Origin of the sequence: Janibacter sp. HTCC2649 (genome assembly GCF_000152705.1) — a bacterium.
In the GTDB taxonomy this organism is placed as follows: domain Bacteria; phylum Actinomycetota; class Actinomycetes; order Actinomycetales; family Dermatophilaceae; genus Knoellia.
Map to the genome: position 1 here is coordinate 2196018 of NZ_CH672413.1, position 18527 is coordinate 2214544.

An 18527-nucleotide genomic window follows, 5' to 3' on the forward strand; every position below is an offset into this window, starting at 1 on the left:
CATGCATGTTGGCGACACGGGATCGACCGGTGGCCCGCTCGCGGGAGTGAAGGTGGTCGAGCTGGCCGGGATCGGACCGTCGCCCTTCGCCGCGCTGCTGCTCGCTGAGCTGGGTGCCGACGTGATCCGGGTCGATCGTCCGAGCGTGGCCACCGACTCGGTCGACCTGACCGGAGGGCTGGGACGCAGTCGACCGAGCATTGCCGTGGACCTCAAGTCCGATGCCGGCCGTGACGTGGTCCTGCGGCTCGTGGAGCAGGCAGACATCCTCATCGAAGGCATGCGTCCAGGGGTGACCGAACGCCTCGGTCTGGGTCCCGATGCGTGCCTTGCCCGCAACCCGCAACTGGTCTACGGCCGGATGACCGGCTGGGGCCAGAGCGGGCCGTGGGCGTCGATGGCTGGCCATGACATCAACTACGCCGCACTGTCCGGTGCTTTGCACCTGGTCGGCCCCGCGGAGCGCCCGATGGCGCCCGTCAACCTCCTGGCCGACTTCGGCGGCGGCACGATGTATCTCCTCGTCGGCATCCTGGCCGCACTTCAGTCCCGCCGGTCGACCGGACGCGGCCAAGTCGTCGACGCGGCAATGGTCGACGGCGCAGCGTCCCTCGTGACGATGATGTATGCGATGTACGGGGCCGGCTCCTGGCGTGACGAGCGGGGTGTCAACCTCCTCGACGGCGGCGCGCCCTTCTATGACACCTACGAATGTGCCGACGGGAAATTCGTGTCCGTCGGCGCGATCGAGCCCCAATTCTTCGCCCAGCTCCTCACCGGGCTCGGCCTGGAGGAGCTCGCTGGGCAGCAGTACGACACCACCCAGTGGCCCGAGCACCGCCGGGTGATCGCGGAGCGACTGCGGACCCGCACGCGGGACGAGTGGGCAGCCGCGTTCGAGGGCACCGACGCCTGTGTCGCGCCCGTGCTCTCCCTCGCCGAGGCGCCCCATCATCCGCACCTGCAGGCCAGAGGGATCTTCGCCGACGTGGCGGGCGCCGCCCAGCCCCGCGTGGCACCGCGGTTCTCCGAGACTCCGGGCCGTGAGCCGACCCCAGAGCGCGCGCCGGGCGCTGATACCCGCACTGCACTCGCGGCCTGGGGCTGGCGCGAGGGGGAGCTCGAGGAACTCATCACGTCGGGTGCGGTCACCCAGCGCAGTGACATCGAGCACCGCCTCTAGCTGCAACTGGCTTCTACGAGTTGGGCGCCTCGAGGACGAAGTCGAGGACCGACCGGGTGAAAGCGTCATTGTCGTCAGCGGCAGCCGTGTGAGCGGCGTCGGCCAGCCGCTCGACGCGAAGGTGTGGGACCAGGCTGCGGAAGTGCTCGACGCCTTCATCGCTGACCACGTCGCTGAGCGCGCCCTGGAGCAACAGGGTCGGCACCTGCAGCGATCGCGCAGCGTCGTCGAGCTCGGCCTGCATCGTCAAGGGGTTGCCCTCGGGGCTGCCACCCTGTGGCAGCTGGAACATGGCTGGGTCCCAGTGCCAGTGCCAGCGACCGTCCTCGTGCTGGCGGAGGTTCTTGCGCAGGCCATCGGTCGATCGAGGACGGGCGCGGTGCGGGAGGTAGGCGGACACCGCTTCGGCGGCCTCGTCGAGGTCGGCGAAACCTTCGGGAGCCGACTGCATGAAGCCGCGGATGCGTTCCGAACCCGCAGGTTCGATCCGAGTGACGACGTCGACGAGCACCAGTCGTTCCACGATGTCAGGGCGCGCCTGGGCAACCAGCAAGGAGGTGAGGCCGCCCAGGCTGGCCCCGACAAGGGTTGCAGAACGGCCCAGCTGCTCGAGGGCGTTGATGATGTCACCGCGCAGAGCGGGCAGCCCATAGTTCCCGTCCGGCGCCCAGGCGGAGTCACCATGGCCCCGCAAGTCGAGGCTCACCGCGTGGACGCCGGCAGCGGTGAGCCGGGAGCCAGCATCCTTCCAGGAGTGTCGAGTCTGACCACCGCCGTGGAGCAGCATCACGAGCGGTCCGGGCGCTGGCCATTCGTCGATGACGAGCTGCAGACCGTCAAGGCCAGCGAGCTGACGGGTTTGCGGGGTGATGCTCACGACGCACCTTTCATGTCACGGACATGGACTCATATAGTGTAATCGTATAACTATTTGAGGTCAGTCGACGCGCGCGGCGCTGACCACGCCCAGAGCCCTTCGACGGATGGAGCCTTCATGCTGCGCACCGCCTTCACCGAGACCTTCGGCATCGAGCACCCCATCGTCCAGGGAGGGATGCAGTGGGTCGGCACGGCCGACCTGGTGTCCGCGGTCGCCAATGCCGGTGGCTTGGGGTTCCTCACTGCACTCACCCAACCCACGCCGGAGGCGCTGACCCACGAGATCGCCCGCTGCAGGGACCTCACCGACAAACCCTTCGGCGTCAACCTGACGATCCTGCCGACGATCACGCCGCCGCCGTATGACGAATACCGGCATGCCATCGCCGACGCGAGAGTGAAGATCGTCGAGACAGCCGGCTCCTCCCCCGAGCCACATATGCCCTTCTTCCACGACAACGGCATCAAGGTCATCCACAAGTGCACGAGCGTGCGTCACGCGGTCAAGGCGCAGAAGGTCGGTGTCGACGCGATCAGCATCGATGGCTTCGAGTGCGCCGGCCATCCCGGCGAGGACGACATCCCCGGCTTGGTGCTGATCCCGGCAGCACGCGCCCAGATCACCATCCCGATGCTGGCGTCCGGTGGTTTCGCCGACGCCCGGGGGCTCGTGGCCGCCCTCTCCCTGGGAGCGGATGGGATCAACATGGGCACGCGCTTCCTGTGCACCGCGGAGGCGCCGGTCCACCAGGCCGTCAAGGAGCGGATGGTCGCCGCCACGGAGCTGGACACCGACCTGATCTTCCGCCAGCTGGGCAACACGGCCAGGGTGGCCAAGAACGTGATCAGCGAGGAGACGGTCCAGATCCTCAACGCGGGCGGCGAGTTCTCCGATGTCCAGCACCTCGTGAGTGGGTCGCGTGGCCGCACCGTCTATGGGTCCGGAGACACCGACGCGGGCATCTGGACCGCCGGGATGGTGCAGGGTCTCATCACTGACATCCCCAGTGCGGGAGAACTCATCGAGCGCATTGTCCGGGAGGCAGAGGAGCTCATCACCAGCCGACTGGGTGGTCTCGTCGCGCAGAAGGTCCGCGCATGACGACAAACCCTGTCCGTACGGTGCACGTCGCAGTCAACGGACCAATCGGCCGGGTCACCCTCGACGCGCCAGATCGGCTCAACGCGGTCGACACCGCCATGCTCACGGCTCTGGCTGACGCGTTCGAGGAACTGGGGGCACGGCAGGACGTGCGAGTCATCACCCTGACCGGGACGGGGCATGGCTTCTGCGCCGGGGTGAACCTCTTCGTCAGGGAGGGGGAGGAGATTGGCGCTGCCACCGTCCAGGCCGCAGGTCGTGCCGTTCAGGCGATGACGAAGGCCCCGCAGGCGGTGGTCTCGCTCGTCAACGGTGTCGCTGCCGGTGTGGGCATGTCCCTCGCCCTGGCCGCCGACTATTGCCTGGCATCCGAGTCTGCGTCGTTCGTCCTCGCGTTCAGCAAGATCGGGCTCATGCCCGACGGTGGTGCGACCGAACTCGTGGCCGCCTCGGTCGGTCGCGCTCGCGCCATGCGGTTGGCCCTCACGGCCGAGAACCTCACTGCAGCGCGAGCGGCCGAAGTGGGCCTCATCGCCGAGGCCGTTGCGGACGCCTCGTTCTCGGCGCGGTCCGAGGCCGTGGTCGATCACCTGCTCTCCCTCGCTCCACGCGCCACCGAGCTCACCAAGCTCGCGATCAACGCTGCGACCCTCGATCTGGAGTCCACGTTGGAGCGAGAGGAGCGAGGTCAGGTGGCTCTGCTCGCGAGCACAGACTTCGATGAAGGTGCCGCGGCCTTCCGGGAGCGGCGTCCGGCCGTGTTCCCCGGTGGCTGAGCCGAGCGCGCCCGTGGACGTGTGGGAAGCCGTTGCGGGCCGGCGGTCGACGAGGGCGTTCACGGCCGAACCGGTCGATCGTGCCGTGCTCGTGCGCGCGTTGTCGTCGGCCTCACGAGCCCCGTCGGGAGGCAACCTGCAGCCGTGGCATGTGGACGTGGTCGCCGGTCAATCGCGGGACGCGCTCGTGGAGTCGGTCTTGGCGCGCCTCGAGCGGGGCGAGCCGCCGCCCGAGGCGGAGTATGCCGTGTATCCCCCTTCGCTGTGGTCGCCCCATCGCGAGCGCCGCTTCACCAACGGTGAGCAGTTGTATGCCGCGCTCGACATCGCACGAGAGGACCGCTCTCTCCGACTGGTCCAGTTCGCCCGCAACTGGGAGTTCTTCGGCGCGCCCGTCGGCGCCTTCATCACTGTTGACCGGCGGATGGGAGCAGCTCAGTGGTCCGACCTCGGCGGTTTCATCCAGACGCTGCTACTCCTCCTTCACGCGGAAGGGTTGGGCACGTGCGCCCAAGAGGCATGGTCGGTCCACCACGACCTCGTCACTCGCGAGATCGGAACCCCGGCGCAGCGAATGCTGTTCTGCGGCATCGCCATTGGCCACCCGGACCCGAATTCATCAGTGAACCGCTGGACGTCGGATCGGGTGCCCCTGGACGAGTTCACGACGTTTCACTGAACCGGACACACGGCATACGCATCAACGCTGCCCGGCACGCCCGGGTCAGTGGACGGCGTCGACGAGCCCCCAGGCGAGCGCGACGTCCGCGCCGATCGCCTCGCCCGACAGGGCGAGCCACGTCGTCCGCCACGGGCCGATGCGTCGGGTGATGCTCACCGTCCCCCCCGCTCCGGGAATGAGACCCATCGCGAGCTCGGGAAGGCGGAATGTCGTGTCGGCGTGGGCGGCCACGACGGCCGCGAACGCAGGGATCTCGATGCCCGCGCCGATGCACGCCCCGTGAAGCCGGGCGCTCACCCGATCGCGCACCTTCTCGAGCGCCGCCCCGGTACCCTGTCGCAGACGGATGAGGTGAGCTGCCGAGACATCGTCGATCGTCCCGAACTCGTCGAGGTCACCGCCGCTGCAGAAGGAAGGGCCAGCACCCGACAGGGTGACCTCGCGCAGGGTCGGATCCAGGGCCGTCAACTCGAGGGCTTCTAGGAGCCCGTCACGCATGCGCCGGGAGTACGCGTTGCGTCGGTTCGGGTTGTTCAGGACGACGTCGAGGAGATCGCCGTCGCGGGTCATCGCGACGAGGTCGCCGGCGTGACCACTGTCGGGTGGGAGTTCTCGCCGAGGGGTGGTCGCCCGCCAGTCCCAGAACTCCGGTGATGCGAGGAGCATCGAGTAGGCCAGCGACTCGACGACCAGTCCGTCAGCCACGTTGAGAGCCGGCGCCAGACGCACGACCTGGCACAGAGTCGTCGCCGTGATCGGACGAGCTGCGACAGAGAGGGCGAGACGGTCCAGAGCCTGATCCACGTCATCGCAGGCGACCGTGGCGCGATCGCCAAGGTCCGCGGCACGTGCCACGAGAGTGGTGTCGAACGCGCGCGCGAGGACCCCCGCTGGCCCACTGAGTGGGCGGGCGGCAAAGCCCACGACGGGCACGTGCGGATGGTTCAAAGCCTGGGCCGCTCGGGCCAGGGGCCCTGCCGGGTACTCCGGGCCGACGCCATCGAGGTCCACGGCGAGCAGTGAGTCCTCAGGGCGCCCGGAGGAATTCAGCCCAAGGCCTGCCCCACCCTGGACCAGCTCGTCTACGGACAGGACTCGGAGTGCCACGGTCCCACTCTCACAGATGCGGTGGCTCCACGTGAACAAACCTGTGCGCGAAGGCATCGGGCTCATTGGGCTTTGAAGTCAGTGCGTACACGATTAACAAAGCCCGAGCGACAAGTCGTCCGACTCTCAACTGGACATCAACGGCCTCTGCGACCTTTGACCGCGAGCCGTTCGTGGTCGCAATTTTGGTCTCATTCGCCTAGGTTCCGGACCGTTCGGGCACGTCCACGTCTCACTAGACTGAGCACGGCCCGGCCTCCGCGAACCGGGGCGAACGTCATGGTGCAGACCTCGAAAGCGTGTGAGGGTGAAAGCCCTCCGTGGGTTCAAATCCCACCGCCACCGCCAACTGGAATTGCCCCGGGAGCTTGCGACCGGGGCTTTTCCTTTGCGCGGGTGGCGAGGGGATGCAGGGAGCGCAGACTCGCGGATGCGACGGAAGAGCAGACGCGATCCCCCCCGCGCCACCGCGCCAATAGACATGCCGTGGTGCTCTCGCGTGGCTCACCCGTGACCCGACCTCGCGTGCGACCCGGCGTCCGTGGCACCCACTGCATGTCCATTGGTCCTCGACCACCTGCCTTGGCCCTGTCCAGCGGTGGGATCGCTATCGTCGCTGCATGAACTGGCCCCGCCACCCCCACTACTTGGGCGACGCAGCACCCGAACCTGTGGACTTCCTCCTGCAGGTGGTGATGCCCTCCTCACTGGATTCACCCGCTCAGGGGGACGTCGTGGTGACCGTGCCGGACAAGGGCGTCGACCAGTGGGCCGGGGTATGGCGGCTCTACCTGGGCGAGCGGGACGGAGAGTGGCCTCGCCCCAGGCCTGGCGACACGTGCATCGGAACACGCGCCGAAGTGGTCCAGCGGGCCATGGCTCGGGACGTCGCCGCGCGCTGGATCTTCGACGAGGAGACAGACGCCTTCCTCCCGCTGACCTGAGGCCGACGCTGGGCACGGGGAGCGGCAAACGCTGCTCTGAAAGGGCTTGCCACGCTCAACGCGTCGGCGATGGGGGCCCTTTGCCGCTCCCTGTGCCCGCCAACGGACATGGAACAGCCCGCGGGCCTGTCGACCGAGCGAACTCGGTGCGACGAGTGCAGGGGACGACCTGCACGGCCCACGGGCTGCGGTGAACTGCTGGGAATTGCGCCGGGCGGCGCCCCTCGAAGCAGTCGAGGTGCGCTAGCGCGCAGTCACCTCACGCGTCCAATCTGAAATCACTTCGTGGACCACCTCCCATCTGTGTCCTTTGACGCTAGATCCGAGGTGGGCACCGGCGCAACACCTTTATTTGGCGGGTTATTGACGCCGACCTCACTTGCCGGGAGCGCGACCCTCGAGGGCAGACGTGAGCATGGCCCGCGCGGACCAGCGCATCGTGTCGGCGGCCTCGGCACGCGTCTGTCCGGCGACGTCGACCAGCCAGACGAGCGCCTCGATGCCGATCGCACTGCGGATGGCCACCGCGACGCGCCTCACGCCGTCGTCCCCGATCTCGGCGCGCAGTGGGTCCAGCGCCTCGACGAGCCAGGGGATGACCCGGCCCTGCCGCAGCGGCAGCTCGGCGCGTCGCTCGGGATTGGGGTCGAGCGAGAGCCGGAGCATCGTGCGTTGCTGGAGCTCGGTCGACTGGATCATCTCGATGACCCGATCGACCACGACGTCGATGCGGACACGCGGGTCCGTGGGTGCGTCGGCGTCCAGCATCGACTCTGTTCCCACCTCGGGATGCGCAGCCACGAGCAGTGCCGCCTGGTTCGGGAAGTAGCGGTAGGCCGTCGTGCGGGAGACGCCTGCTGACGCCGCGGCATCCTCGACCTTGGGCGTCCGTCCGTCCGCGACGATCTCGCGCGCTGCGGTAACGAGAGCTTCACGCGTGCGCCGTTTGAGGTTGACGTAGCCGCCCTGCTCGTAGGGGGTTGACATGAGAGAGATGGTACGTCAGTCTCAATTTGGTACCACGATCCCAAATCTGCACCGTGGACCCCTCAGAGAGAAGGCGTCATGAGCGCACCGACCACGACCAGCACGTTGGTCCGCAACCTTGAGTCGGGCGACCGGCGCTGGTTTGCCGGAGGAGGCGTGCACACCTGGCTGGCGACGGCCGAGGACACCGGCGGCACGTTCCTGCTCTGCGAGATGGAGATGGCCCAGGGCAAGGCCACCCCCCTTCACACCCATCCGGCAGACGAGACGCTCATCGTGCTCGAGGGTGAGCTCCTCATCCATCTGGACGGGGTCGAGCACACCGTGCGCCCAGGCGGCCTGGCCATCGCGCCGGCCGGAGTGCCCCACGCGTTCCTCGTGTCGTCGGGCCCGGCCCGGATGTTGTGCCTGCACACGCCGGGGACCTGTGAGGCCTTCTACCTCGGAGCCAGCGACCCGATCGATGCCGGAACCACGACCGGCGTCGTCGACTTCGACCGATTCGCGGCATCGGCTCGCGAGAACGGTGGGATCAAACTCCTTGGACCTCCCCCCTTCGCGTTCACCGACACCCACTGAGCCCACGCCCAACGACAGACGTCCGCGCCAATGGTCGCGATTGCGGCCATCGACGCGGACGTCAGAGCGACGAAGGAGAGCCCCCGTTAGTTGGCGGCCGCCGCCCATCGCTGGCTTGCAGCGGCGGTGTCGGTCGCCTGGACGACCTTGCCGTCAGCCTGCGCCGTGAGCGACAGCCCGCTGTGCTTGGCCTTGAAGGTCAGCACGCTGCCGGCCTTGCTGATCACCCACTGCTGGTTGGGCGTGCCACCGCAGGTGTACTGCCCGACGCCCTGCCCACTCGTCGTGGAGCTGTAGGGGACGTCGGCGCACAGCCCGGTGCCGGCGTTCTTGAGCTGGTAGGTCAGCTCATCGGCGTTGCGGGTCACCACCCACTTCTGGTCGGCGTCAGAGCTCGGAGTCGCCGCAATGAGCTGCCCCAGCTCCTGGTCGGTGGCCTCCAGCGCCCTGCCACCGGTCGTGATCGAGTACTGCCCGTCCGCGATCGGCGGCGCAATGACCTCCTCGGTGCCGACGGTCATCCCGAACACGTGCACCGCGGCGTTGGCCGGCAGGGTCACCGCGACGACATCCTTGGCGGGGTCGATGCGCAACGTCTTGGTGTAGAGCCGGTACTCGGTCGTCGGATAGGCCGGACCCGTGGGCGTGTTCTTGCCCTTGGTCACCACGGCGATCTTGGAGCCGTAGGTGTCGGTCGCGAGGCAGCACCAGTTCGGCACTCCGAGCGTTCCGGTCGTGACCGTCCCGTCGGCGTAGTGCACGGTCGCCCCGCCAGCTGCGGACCCACTCGTGCCCGTGCCGAGGATGGCGAGCGCGTTGCCCTTGCCCTGGAGGCTGATGGTCTCGCCGCCGGAGGCGACGTTGTCCTTCGTGCCCGGCTGGGCATCCGGCCAGGTGAACGAGAACCCGTTCGCCGCAACGGTTGCGCCGGGGGTCACGCCCTTCTCCGCCAGTCGTTCGGCGAGGAAGCTCGAGCCACCGCCGTCGATGTCACCGGGCGCCGGGTTGGCCGACGCGGTCACGCCGACGTTGTTGAACGCATCGGCCAGCTCGCCGAACGCGAGCGTTGTCGTCGCCCGATCCGTGATCGTGCGACTGACGTCGCGAGCCGTGTATGCCGTGGTGCCGGTGAGCTCTCGCGTTCCGGCTTCGGCGTCGGCCGGTGGAGTGACGGTGAAGTTCGCGGTGAACGTCGCGCCATTCTTCACGCCGGTGGCCGTGGTCGGACCAACAGCCTTGACGGCCCAGCCGGCCGGGGCCGTGATCGAGGTGGACGTGACATCGACGGGCTTGCCGGTGTCGTTGGTGAACGTCGCCTTCACGGGCGTCGCGTCACCCGAGACGGAGATGCGCGGCACGGTCAGGTCGAGGGTGACGTCACGCTCCTGGGGGTGCGATCCACCCACGGCTCCTGCACCGGTGATGCGGACCGAGGCCGCGGATCCCGTTGCGAGAGAGGGAGTTTTGACCTTGATGACGCCGGTGGCACTGTCGTAGAAGAAGCCGGACGCAGCCGCCTTGAGAGCGTCCGCGGACGCCACGGCCTTGAGGGCTGTGGACCCGACGGTCACACCGTCGGGGGCTGCGTCGGTGTGCACGGACAGGCCGTAGTGACGCGAAGCCGGTTTCCCGGCATACGCACCATTGAGTGAACCGAGCGCGATGGTGACCGGTCCACGACCGGTGACCGGGGCGGTCACATCGAAGCGCTGGGTCGCGGACTGACCCGAGGCGTGTGACTGCGAACGGCCGTCATCCTCGTAGTTCGTGAACGTCGAGGTGCCGGAGGGATAGACGTCGAGGTCGAGCTGGCCGGCGTCCTTGCCCTCCTTCCAGTCCATCGTGCCCTCGGGGAACATCGGCACGACGGCCCCGGCGCGGACGAACATCGGCAGGGTGTCGAGCGGCGCCTTGTAGCCGTCGATCGTCTGGCCACCCTGGTAGATCCGGCCCGACCAGTAGTCGACCCACTGACCCTTGGGCAGGTAGATGTCGTCGCGGACGCTCGTGTCGGAGTAGACGGGTGCCACGAGGAAGTCGTCACCGGCGAGGAACTCGTACTTCGCCGCGTCGCCCCAGGTGTTGGGGTCCTCGGGGTACTCGAGGTAGAGCGGCCGGGTGGCACCGACGCCGTCCGAGGACGCGTTCATCGTGTGCGTGTAGAAGTACGGGAGCAGGCGCTCGTGCAACATCATGTACTTGCGGTTGATGCTCGTGAACGGTTCGCCGTAGCGGTAGGGCTGCTTGTCGCTCGCCGCCCAGCCACTCATGGCGTAGGTCATCGGCAGCATCATCTTCCACTGCAGGTCGCGGGCGTAGGTCTGCGCGCTGCCGCCGAAGATGCCGTCGACGTCACCGGTCGTGACCGGCTGGCCGGACATCGTCGAGCCTGCGTAGGTCGGGATCTGCCACTTGATGTAGTCCCACGAGCCGCTCTGGTCGCCGGACCACGGGATGCCGCAGCGCTGGGTTCCGGCCCAGCCCTCGATGGTCACGACGGTCGCGCGGTCGGTGCTGTTGGACTCGATGCCGTCGCGGGCCTTCTCGCAGGCGTCGAGGGCGAACCGGTAGCCGGGGCCGACCCAGGCAACGTCGGTCTTGCGGACGCGCACGCCGGCGGCGACCTCGGAGTCCTGCTCGGTGAGGTCGCGCTGGGTCCACAGGCCGAGCTCGGCACCGTTGGCGTGGAGCATGTCGCCGGTCGCGGGCAGGTCCTCGTACTCACAGCCGTAGCCGTCGTTGACAAGCATCCAGCCGAGCGGGAAGTTGTTGTCCTTGTAGCCCTTGGCGATCGCCGTGGAGTCGCGCAGGGTCTCGCGCTCACCGCGGTTGGCGTTGTGAAGGTAGCAGTCAGCGTCACCCATCTCGAGGGCGTACATCGGCAGGGCCAGCGGTCGACCGGTGAGCTCGGTGAGGCCGTTGATGACCTGCTTGGCGTCGCCGACGAAGTAGTAGGCGTCGAAGCGCTGCTCCTCGTGCGTCGTCTTCACCGGCGCGTGGAAGTCGTAGGTGCCGGGCGCGAAGGTGTTGCGCAGGACGCCGTAGCCCTTGCTCGAGACATAGAACGGTGACGCGTTGGGGTTGCCGCCGTCGTTCCAGTTGTAGTCACGCGAGATGGTGATCTCGGAATCGCGGTGGCTGAAGCGGCCGTTCTGCATGCCGCCGCCGAAGAACTGCTCGGTCGTACCCTGCTTGAGGCTCTGCGTCGTGCCGGAGTCATTCCACGACAACGGCGCCGTCTCGTCCCAGAGCGGGGTGCCGTCGGCCTTGGCCAGGTGAAGGGTGATCGGGGACTTCGTGATGGTCAGTTTGGCCGCGCCCGTGGTGATCTCGTATGCCGTCGCGCTCTCCTTGACGGCAGAGCTGGCACCGGCGTAGTCGGTCTTCACGATGATGTCGGCGTCGGGCGCGGCCGGGTCGGCCGGGTCATCGTTGGCCGGATCGGTGAAGGTGCCGTCGGGTGCCACCTCGACGCGCAGCAGGTCGTTGTCCTCGGCGACGACGCGCAGGGCGGCCGCGCCGGACCGCACCGTGTAGGTGTCGCCGTCCTGGTCGAAGGACGTGATGTTGCCGAGCTGGCCGGTGGCAGCCTGGGCACTTGCCGGCACCGCGACGAGCCCGGCCGCGGCCAAGGCTCCGGTGGCGACCAGGGCGAGTACCTGCCCACTTCTATGACTGAACATGATCGATTTTCCTCCATATAGCGCACGTTCGAGCGACCCCGCTCGTGACGCTAGCCCCAGGAAGGCCCTCCCCGCCAGAGCGTGGAAGGTATGGAGTTGGTCAAGAACCTCGATCAGGCCAGAGTCAGGAAGAGCTTTTCCATCAGGGCCTTGTCCTCCTCATTGACACCCTCGGGCGAGGTGAGACAGTCGCGCAGACCGGACGAGACGATGGCGAACCCGGCGCGGTCCAGGGCGCGGTTGACAGCAGCGAGCTGGGTGACGACGTCCTTGCAGTCGCGGCCCTCCTCGATGAGTCGGATGACTCCCCCGAGCTGACCCTGCGCGCGACGCAGGCGGTTGATCACGGGGGTCATGTCGTCGCTGTTTAGTGCGGCCATGGGGGCTCCTGGAGATCCGAAGGAAGTATGTGCGTGTTTGACGACTATACCCCTTGGGGTATTAGAGTCAGCCGTGAAATGGATACCCCCCTAGGTATACCCGTGTTCCGAAGGAGCAGACCACATGCCCGAGACGACCCGCGATCAGAACGCAGCGCCCGTCACTGGCGCACCCATCATCGTCACGATCGACACCCCCACCTTGGGTGACCGCTCGTATCTCGCCCATGACGGCGAGGTCGCCCTCGTCATCGACCCGCAGCGCGACATCGACCGGGTCCTCGCCCTCGCCACCAAGGAGGGCGTGCGCATCACCCACGTCCTGGAGACGCACATCCACAACGACTACGTGACCGGCGGTCTCGCCCTCGCGAAGGCGACCGGAGCGGCATACCTCGTCAACCGGGCCGACGACGTCGGCTTCGAGCGCATTGCGATCTCTGACGGCGAGATCGTCGAGATCTCCCCGACGATGCGTCTTCGCGTCATCGCCACCCCGGGCCACACCTACACGCACCTGTCCTATGCGCTCGACGCACGCCGGGCGGTCGGCGCGGACTGGGAGCCGGTAGGCGCGTTCACCGGCGGGTCACTGCTCTTCGGTGCCACCGGGCGACCCGACCTGCTCGGCCACGACCACACCCACGACCTCGTGCACCACCAGTTCGCCTCGGCCCACCGCCTGGCCCACGAGCTCCCCGACCACGTACACGTCCTGCCCACCCACGGCTTCGGTTCGTTCTGCTCGGCCGGTTCCACGGGCGACACGACCGCGTCGACCATCGGACACGAGAGGGGCAGCAACCCCGCGCTCACCCAGGACCAAGAAGCCTGGATCGCCGACACCCTTGCCGGACTCGACGACTACCCCGCTTACTACGCCCACATGGCCCCTGCCAACAGTGCCGGGCCGAACGCACCCGACCTCAGGACACCGGAAGTCGTCGACCGGGCCACCCTCACCGACCGCATCGCTGCCCGTGAATGGGTGGTCGACCTCCGCACTCGCACCGCCTTCGCGGCAGGGCACGTCACCGGCACGCTGAACTTCGGCCTCGACGGCCAGTTCTCCACCTACCTCGGGTGGCTCATCCCCTGGGGTACCCCACTCACCCTGCTCGGCGAGTCCGCCGAGCAGGTCGCCGAGGCCCACCGCGAGCTCGTCCGCATCGGCATCGACCACCTCGCGGGAGCCGCCACCGGAACCCCGGACCAGTGGTCCGAAGCACCCTTGGGCACGTTCGAGCGGGCCACGTTCGCTGATCTGGCGCAGGTCCGTCATCACCGTCGCGTCTTCGTCCTCGACGTCCGCCGCACGAGCGAGTTCGACGCCAGCCACATCGACGATGCCACTCACATCCCCCTCCACGACCTTCTCGCCCGCCTCACCGAGGTGCCCACCAGCGAGGTGTGGGTCCACTGCGCCGGCGGCTACCGGGCCTCGATCGCTGCGTCCATCCTCGCAGGCCACGGCGTCCCGGTCGTGGCCGTCGACGACAGCTTCGACAACGCCACGAGCTCCGGCCTTCCGCTCACCAACGCGTCAACCTGATCCCACCCGTTCACACCCGTGCCGTCATACGCACACGCCCCGAAATTCCCATCCGAAGGAGCACCACCATGTGTCGTCCCGTCAACTGCAAGACCTGTGGCAAGACCACCTGGGCCGGCTGCGGCCAGCACGTCGATCAGGTCATGGAGGGCATCCCGACCCGTGAGCGCTGCCCCGGCCACGCCACCGAGGTGAAGTCCGCCGCCGACAGTGCGTCGTTCTTCAGCAAGATCTTCGGTCGCAGCTGATCCTCATCGCCCACGACGTGTCGCTCCAGCTCCTGCCCCTGGCCTTGCCGCTCGGGCTGCTCATCGGGCTCAGCCTTGGTGCTCTCGGTGGGGGTGGATCGATCCTCACCGTGCCCGCCCTGGTCTATGTGCTGGGCCAGGACCCGAGAAGCGCCACCACGGGCTCGCTGCTCATCGTCGGCGTGACATCACTCATCGCACTCGTCCCCCACGCCCGCGCGCAACGGGTGCGCGTGGGCCAGGGCCTGCTGTTCGGCGCGTTGGGCACTGGCGGGTCGTTCGCCGGGTCCGCGCTCGCGTCGCATGTCGCCCCGCAGGTGCTCTTGTCCGGGTTCGCAGGCCTCATGTTGGTCGTCGCGCTCATCATGCTGGCCCGCGCTCGACACGTGGCCGACGGCTCTGCAGCGAGCGACCCGAGTGTCGAGCCGATCCTCACGCTGCGTCCACTGTCGTGCGCCTGTCCGCGCGCCGCCAAGGTCGTTGTCACCGCGACCGCAGTTGGCCTGCTCACCGGGTTCTTCGGCGTCGGCGGTGGCTTCCTCCTCGTCCCAGCCCTCATTCTCGCAATGGGGTTCCCGATGCCGGTCGCGGTCGGCACCTCACTGCTCGTGATCGCCGTCAACAGCGGCACAGCACTGGTGGCCCGGGCATCCGTCGGCGGCACAAACCTCGATTGGCCTCTGATTGCGATGTTCACCGCTGCCGCGATCGTGGGCAGCCTCATCGGCGGACGCCTCGCGTCACGGGTCACGCCAGCACACCTCGCAAGGGCTTTTGCCGTCCTGCTCATCGCCGTCGCGATGTACACAGCCGCACGCAGCATCCCCCACCTGCCCTGAGCCCTTGGATCGCGACCTGGCGGGTCCCGACCCCTCCGACCCTGGCATCGACCCACGTCGCTATCATCGTCAAATGGCGATGATTTTTCAGCGTGCGGCGCAGGCACCCGAGGCCGCCTCCACGGCCTCCGACGACGGCCCGGGCGACGGGCTCGGCGACCTCGAAGCAGCTGCGGCTCAGGCCGCCGCCTGCCTCTTCCGGGGCATGGGCGACCCGGGCCGGGTGCGGATCCTGCAGCACCTCCTCCTGGGCGAGCACCGCGTCGTCGAGCTGACGGCGCACCTCGGCCTCGCCCAGTCCACCGTCTCGAAGCACCTCGCCTGCCTGCGCGAATGCGGCCTCGTGACGTCGCGCCCGGTCGGTCGATCGTCGGCGTACTCACTCACCCACCCCGAGCTCGTGACCCGTGTCTTTGCGGCCGCCGAAGAGCTTCTCGCGGCGACCGGGGACGCCGTCACCCTCTGCCACACCTCCGGGCTGGACGCGTCATGACCCAGACCGTCACGTTCGCCGAGACCGGCGCCCGAAGGGCAACCCTGATCCGACGAGCCCAGCTACTGGCTGGCGCTACCGTCGCCTGCAACGTCATCGAAGGCGTCGTCGCCATCACCGCCGGCCGATCCGCGAACTCCTCGGCCCTGGTCAGTTTTGGACTGGACTCCTTTGTCGAGGTCGCCTCGGGACTCATCGTCCTCTGGCAGTTCCGACACGTCCTGCCCGAGACCCGCGAGCGCACCGCTCAACGCCTCATGGCCGGTGCGTTCTTCCTCCTCGCCGCGTACGTCTCGGTCGACGCCGTGCGCGTCCTCCTCGGGGGTCACGAAGCCGACGCATCCCCGGTGGGCGTGGGTCTCGCCATCGTTTCTCTCCTCGTCATGCCCTTCCTCTCGCGGGCCCAACGCAACACGGGTCGCGCACTCGGATCAGGCACCGTCGTCTCAGACTCGAAGCAGACGATGCTCTGCACCTACCTGTCGGCCGTTCTCCTCGTCGGCCTGCTCGCCAACGCCGTCCTCGGCTGGTGGTGGGCCGATCCGCTCGCCGGTCTGGTCATCGGGGCCGTGGCGGTGCGAGAGGGACTCGAGTCCTGGCGCGGCGAAGCCTGCTGCACGACGGAGGCAACCCGATGAGCGGGCACTCGCACTCCCACTCCCCGGTGGGAGCCAGCGCCGGCGCAACACACCGCTGGCGCCTTCAGGTCGCCTTCGGCCTCATCGCCGCCTTCTTCGTCGTCGAGCTCGTCACCGCCGTGACGTCAGGCTCGCTGGCGCTCCTCAGCGACGCGGGGCACATGGCCGCCGACGTGGTCGCCCTCGGCGCGGCCCTCGTCGCCACCCGCATCGCGAGTCGCCCCGACCCGACCGGGCGCAGGACCTTCGGGTCCTACCGTGCGGAAGTCTTCGCATCGGGACTGGCCGTGCTCCTCATGCTCGGCGTCGCGGCATACATCGTCATCGGTGCGATCGAGCGATTCGGCGAGGAAGTCTCTGTCGCCACGGGACCGATGCTCGTCGTCGGCATCATCGGTCTGGTCGTCAACCTCATCGCCCTCACCCTGCTCAGGGGTGGCGCCGGGGAGTCCCTCAACGTCAAGGGTGCCTACCTCGAGGTCGTCGCCGACACCCTCGGCTCGGTCGGCGTCATCGCGGCGGCGATCCTGATCTCCCTCACCGGGAATCCGCTGTGGGACACCGGAATCGCGCTGGCCATCGCTGCCTTCGTCGCCGTGCGCGCCATCATGCTGGGGCGCGAGGTCCTCGCCGTCCTGGGGCAGCATGCGCCCGGCAACATGGATCCCGACGACGTCGCCCGGACCCTGGCGGGTGTCCCCGGTGTCACGGACGTGCACGACCTCCACGTGTGGACGCTGACGTCGGGCATGAACGTCGCCACGGCCCACCTCGTCGTTCATGAGGCGACCGACCCCCACGACGTCCTCGACCGCGCCCGACAGGTCATGCGCAGTGACTACGGCGTCGAACACGCCACCCTCCAGGTCGAGCCGGACACCCACACCGGCTGCCACGAGATCACGTGGTGAGGTCCGGGCACTGCCCAACAGATCCACCGTCGAGCCGCGCTTCGAGCCCGTCCAACCCGCGCAGGATCATCGCGCCGTAGCCGTCATCAGCCAGCGCAGCCACCGCCTCCCGGGCCAGCGCGAGCTCGCGTCGCGCATCCTCGACCCGCCCCAACCGCGCGTAGCCGTCACCGAGGTTGAGGTGCAGGCTCGGCGCAAAGCCCGCAGCGGCGGGCACCCCGATGGGTTCCAGATCGGCATCGCGAACCTCGCCGAAGGCCCTCCAGGCCGCTTCGTCCCACTCCACCTCTGAGTCGACGGAGTCCTGGGCATCGGCGAGGAAGTGCGCCAGGACGCAACGCTGGGCGGGGTGGTCCGTCCGTTGCCACAGCGCCATCAACTGGTCACGAGTGATGTCATGAGCCGCCGTTTGTGCTTCACCGACCGCCTCGAGGATTTCGTCCCACTCGACCATCGGGTCAGGCGTCCGCCGGTTCGGATTCCGCTCCCGCTGCGGCGGCCCGGGCGGTCCGTCGACGCCAGACCCAGGTCACGATCGCACCGACCGCCACGGCAGACACGAGCACGGCGCCCACCGTCCCGAACCACGTGACGACCTGCTCATAGGACTTGCCAGCGGCGAAGCCCGCGAGCACGCTGCCCACCGCCCAGGACCCGGCACCCAACAGGTCCCAGGCGAGGAACTTGGCGTACGGCATACCCGAGATCCCGGCGAGCGAAGGCATGACCGAACGGACGAACGGCGTCCACCGACCGATGAGGACGGCCGGCCCACCACGCAACCGCAGCCGCGCCTCGGCGCCGGCCAGCCGCTTGCGACGCCCCGGGTTCGACACGCGACGGTGGAGCCGCGGGCCGACGCGACGCCCCACGGCATACCCGACGTTGTCCCCGACGATCGCGGCGGCGAGCACGACGACCAGCACGGTCACGAGGGAGGTGCGGCCCAGAGCCGCCGCGGCGCCGGCGAGGACGGCGACAGTCTCACCCGGCATCACCATGCCGACGAGGAGGGCGCACTCGCAGAAGACCACGAGCCCTGCCACGGTGAGGATGATCCACGGGTCCTGGTCGAGCAGGGTCTCGAGGAGATCGATCATCGGCGCTCTCCGAAGAAGTCGAGCAACAGCTGGGACGCCTCGGCTTCGAGGACTCCCCCGACGACCTCGATCCGGTGCGTCGCCCGCCGGTCACGCACGACGTCCCAGACCGAACCGGTCGCGCCGAGCTTGGGGTCCCACGCGCCGAGCACGATGCGGGAGATCCGCGCGAGCATGGCCGCGCCGGCGCACATGGGACACGGCTCCAGCGTCACGACGAGGGTGCAGTCCTCCAGACGCCACGATCCGGTATGCCGTGCGGCCGCCCGCAGTGCCACGACCTCGGCGTGCGCTGTGGGATCGGCGTCCACTTCACGCAGGTTCCAGCCCTCGCCGATGACCGCGCCACCCGGGTCGAGGACCACGGCGCCGACCGGCACGTCGCCCGCGGACCCAGCGCGCACGGCGAGGTCGAGGGCGTGACGCATCGGGGCGGCATACTCC

General features: G+C 68.4%; 20 protein-coding genes. 12 read left to right on the forward strand and 8 right to left on the reverse strand.

Annotation, left to right across the window (positions count from 1 at the left end; genetic code table 11):
- Nucleotide 1: 1 nt before the first annotated feature.
- The gene (locus tag JNB_RS10505; RefSeq protein ID WP_009776437.1) at nt 2-1183 is read left to right on the forward strand and encodes a CaiB/BaiF CoA-transferase family protein; all 1182 of its coding nucleotides are present in this window, start codon (nt 2-4) and stop codon (nt 1181-1183) included.
- Between the two features lie 13 nt (nt 1184-1196).
- On the opposite strand, the gene JNB_RS10510 is transcribed toward JNB_RS10505, so the two are convergent.
- The gene (locus tag JNB_RS10510) at nt 1197-2060 is read right to left on the reverse strand and encodes an alpha/beta fold hydrolase (protein WP_009776438.1); all 864 of its coding nucleotides are present in this window, start codon (nt 2058-2060) and stop codon (nt 1197-1199) included.
- Between the two features lie 117 nt (nt 2061-2177).
- Between JNB_RS10510 and JNB_RS10515 the strand changes: the two genes are divergently transcribed.
- From JNB_RS10515 to JNB_RS10525, 3 genes are read left to right on the forward strand one after another with little or no spacing between them, the layout of a single operon-like run.
- Entirely contained in the window at nt 2178-3164 is a 987-nt protein-coding gene (locus tag JNB_RS10515) for a nitronate monooxygenase family protein (RefSeq protein ID WP_009776439.1), read from the forward strand.
- The gene (locus JNB_RS10520; protein WP_040883696.1) at nt 3161-3940 is read left to right on the forward strand and encodes an enoyl-CoA hydratase/isomerase family protein; all 780 of its coding nucleotides are present in this window, start codon (nt 3161-3163) and stop codon (nt 3938-3940) included. Before JNB_RS10515 ends, JNB_RS10520 begins: the two co-directional genes overlap by 4 nt.
- Complete coding sequence (locus tag JNB_RS10525; RefSeq protein ID WP_009776441.1) at nt 3933-4619, forward strand: nitroreductase; 687 nt, start codon at nt 3933-3935, stop codon at nt 4617-4619. The genes JNB_RS10520 and JNB_RS10525 overlap by 8 nt, the downstream gene beginning before the upstream one ends.
- Nucleotides 4620-4664: 45 nt before the next feature.
- Here JNB_RS10525 and JNB_RS10530 read toward each other — a convergent pair whose 3' ends face one another.
- Entirely contained in the window at nt 4665-5729 is a 1065-nt protein-coding gene (locus JNB_RS10530) for an enoyl-CoA hydratase/isomerase family protein (protein ID WP_158306136.1), read from the reverse strand.
- 620 nt (nt 5730-6349) lie between these two features.
- On the opposite strand from JNB_RS10530, the gene JNB_RS10535 reads away from it, so the two are divergent.
- Complete coding sequence (locus JNB_RS10535) at nt 6350-6673, forward strand: hypothetical protein (protein ID WP_040883698.1); 324 nt, start codon at nt 6350-6352, stop codon at nt 6671-6673.
- Nucleotides 6674-7048: 375 nt separating this feature from the next.
- Here JNB_RS10535 and JNB_RS10540 read toward each other — a convergent pair whose 3' ends face one another.
- Complete coding sequence (locus tag JNB_RS10540) at nt 7049-7660, reverse strand: TetR/AcrR family transcriptional regulator (protein WP_009776444.1); 612 nt, start codon at nt 7658-7660, stop codon at nt 7049-7051.
- Nucleotides 7661-7738: 78 nt separating this feature from the next.
- On the opposite strand from JNB_RS10540, the gene JNB_RS20460 reads away from it, so the two are divergent.
- Nucleotides 7739-8239: a cupin domain-containing protein gene (locus JNB_RS20460; RefSeq protein ID WP_009776445.1), complete on the forward strand. Its 501-nt coding sequence runs from the start codon at nt 7739-7741 to the stop codon at nt 8237-8239.
- 86 nt (nt 8240-8325) lie between these two features.
- On the opposite strand, the gene JNB_RS10550 is transcribed toward JNB_RS20460, so the two are convergent.
- Both JNB_RS10550 and JNB_RS10555 read right to left on the reverse strand, forming a co-directional pair.
- Nucleotides 8326-11922 carry a TIM-barrel domain-containing protein gene (locus JNB_RS10550; protein WP_050766604.1) on the reverse strand — a complete coding sequence of 1199 codons (3597 nt, stop codon included), beginning with the start codon at nt 11920-11922 and terminating at the stop codon, nt 8326-8328.
- A 113-nt stretch (nt 11923-12035) separates the two neighbouring features.
- Nucleotides 12036-12302: a metal-sensitive transcriptional regulator gene (locus JNB_RS10555; RefSeq protein WP_040883700.1), complete on the reverse strand. Its 267-nt coding sequence runs from the start codon at nt 12300-12302 to the stop codon at nt 12036-12038.
- A 124-nt stretch (nt 12303-12426) separates the two neighbouring features.
- Here JNB_RS10555 and JNB_RS10560 point away from each other — a divergent pair, with 124 nt between their 5' ends.
- The 6 genes from JNB_RS10560 (at nt 12427) to JNB_RS10585 (ending at nt 16983) form a co-directional block, all read left to right on the forward strand.
- Nucleotides 12427-13854 (forward strand): MBL fold metallo-hydrolase, encoded by a 1428-nt coding sequence (locus tag JNB_RS10560; RefSeq protein WP_009776448.1) that lies wholly within the window; start codon nt 12427-12429, stop codon nt 13852-13854.
- 68 nt (nt 13855-13922) lie between these two features.
- Complete coding sequence (locus JNB_RS10565; RefSeq protein WP_009776449.1) at nt 13923-14102, forward strand: hypothetical protein; 180 nt, start codon at nt 13923-13925, stop codon at nt 14100-14102.
- A 17-nt stretch (nt 14103-14119) separates the two neighbouring features.
- Nucleotides 14120-14941, forward strand: coding sequence for a sulfite exporter TauE/SafE family protein (locus JNB_RS10570; RefSeq protein WP_009776450.1), 822 nt, complete (start codon nt 14120-14122; stop codon nt 14939-14941).
- 73 nt (nt 14942-15014) lie between these two features.
- A complete protein-coding gene (locus tag JNB_RS10575; protein WP_009776451.1) occupies nt 15015-15434 on the forward strand; it encodes a helix-turn-helix transcriptional regulator in 420 nt (139 codons plus the stop codon).
- Nucleotides 15431-16072 carry a cation diffusion facilitator family transporter gene (locus tag JNB_RS10580; RefSeq protein WP_009776452.1) on the forward strand — a complete coding sequence of 214 codons (642 nt, stop codon included), beginning with the start codon at nt 15431-15433 and terminating at the stop codon, nt 16070-16072. Before JNB_RS10575 ends, JNB_RS10580 begins: the two co-directional genes overlap by 4 nt.
- Complete coding sequence (locus JNB_RS10585) at nt 16069-16983, forward strand: cation diffusion facilitator family transporter (RefSeq protein WP_040883702.1); 915 nt, start codon at nt 16069-16071, stop codon at nt 16981-16983. Before JNB_RS10580 ends, JNB_RS10585 begins: the two co-directional genes overlap by 4 nt.
- On the opposite strand, the gene JNB_RS10590 is transcribed toward JNB_RS10585, so the two are convergent.
- From JNB_RS10590 to tadA, 3 genes are read right to left on the reverse strand one after another with little or no spacing between them, the layout of a single operon-like run.
- A complete protein-coding gene (locus JNB_RS10590; protein ID WP_009776454.1) occupies nt 16973-17437 on the reverse strand; it encodes a hypothetical protein in 465 nt (154 codons plus the stop codon). The two genes, JNB_RS10585 and JNB_RS10590, sit on opposite strands and share 11 nt — an antisense overlap.
- A gap of 4 nt (nt 17438-17441) precedes the next feature.
- A complete protein-coding gene (locus JNB_RS10595) occupies nt 17442-18083 on the reverse strand; it encodes a DedA family protein (protein WP_009776455.1) in 642 nt (213 codons plus the stop codon).
- Nucleotides 18080-18511 carry a tRNA adenosine(34) deaminase TadA gene (tadA, locus tag JNB_RS10600; RefSeq protein ID WP_009776456.1) on the reverse strand — a complete coding sequence of 144 codons (432 nt, stop codon included), beginning with the start codon at nt 18509-18511 and terminating at the stop codon, nt 18080-18082. The genes JNB_RS10595 and tadA overlap by 4 nt, the downstream gene beginning before the upstream one ends.
- Nucleotides 18512-18527 lie beyond the last annotated feature (16 nt).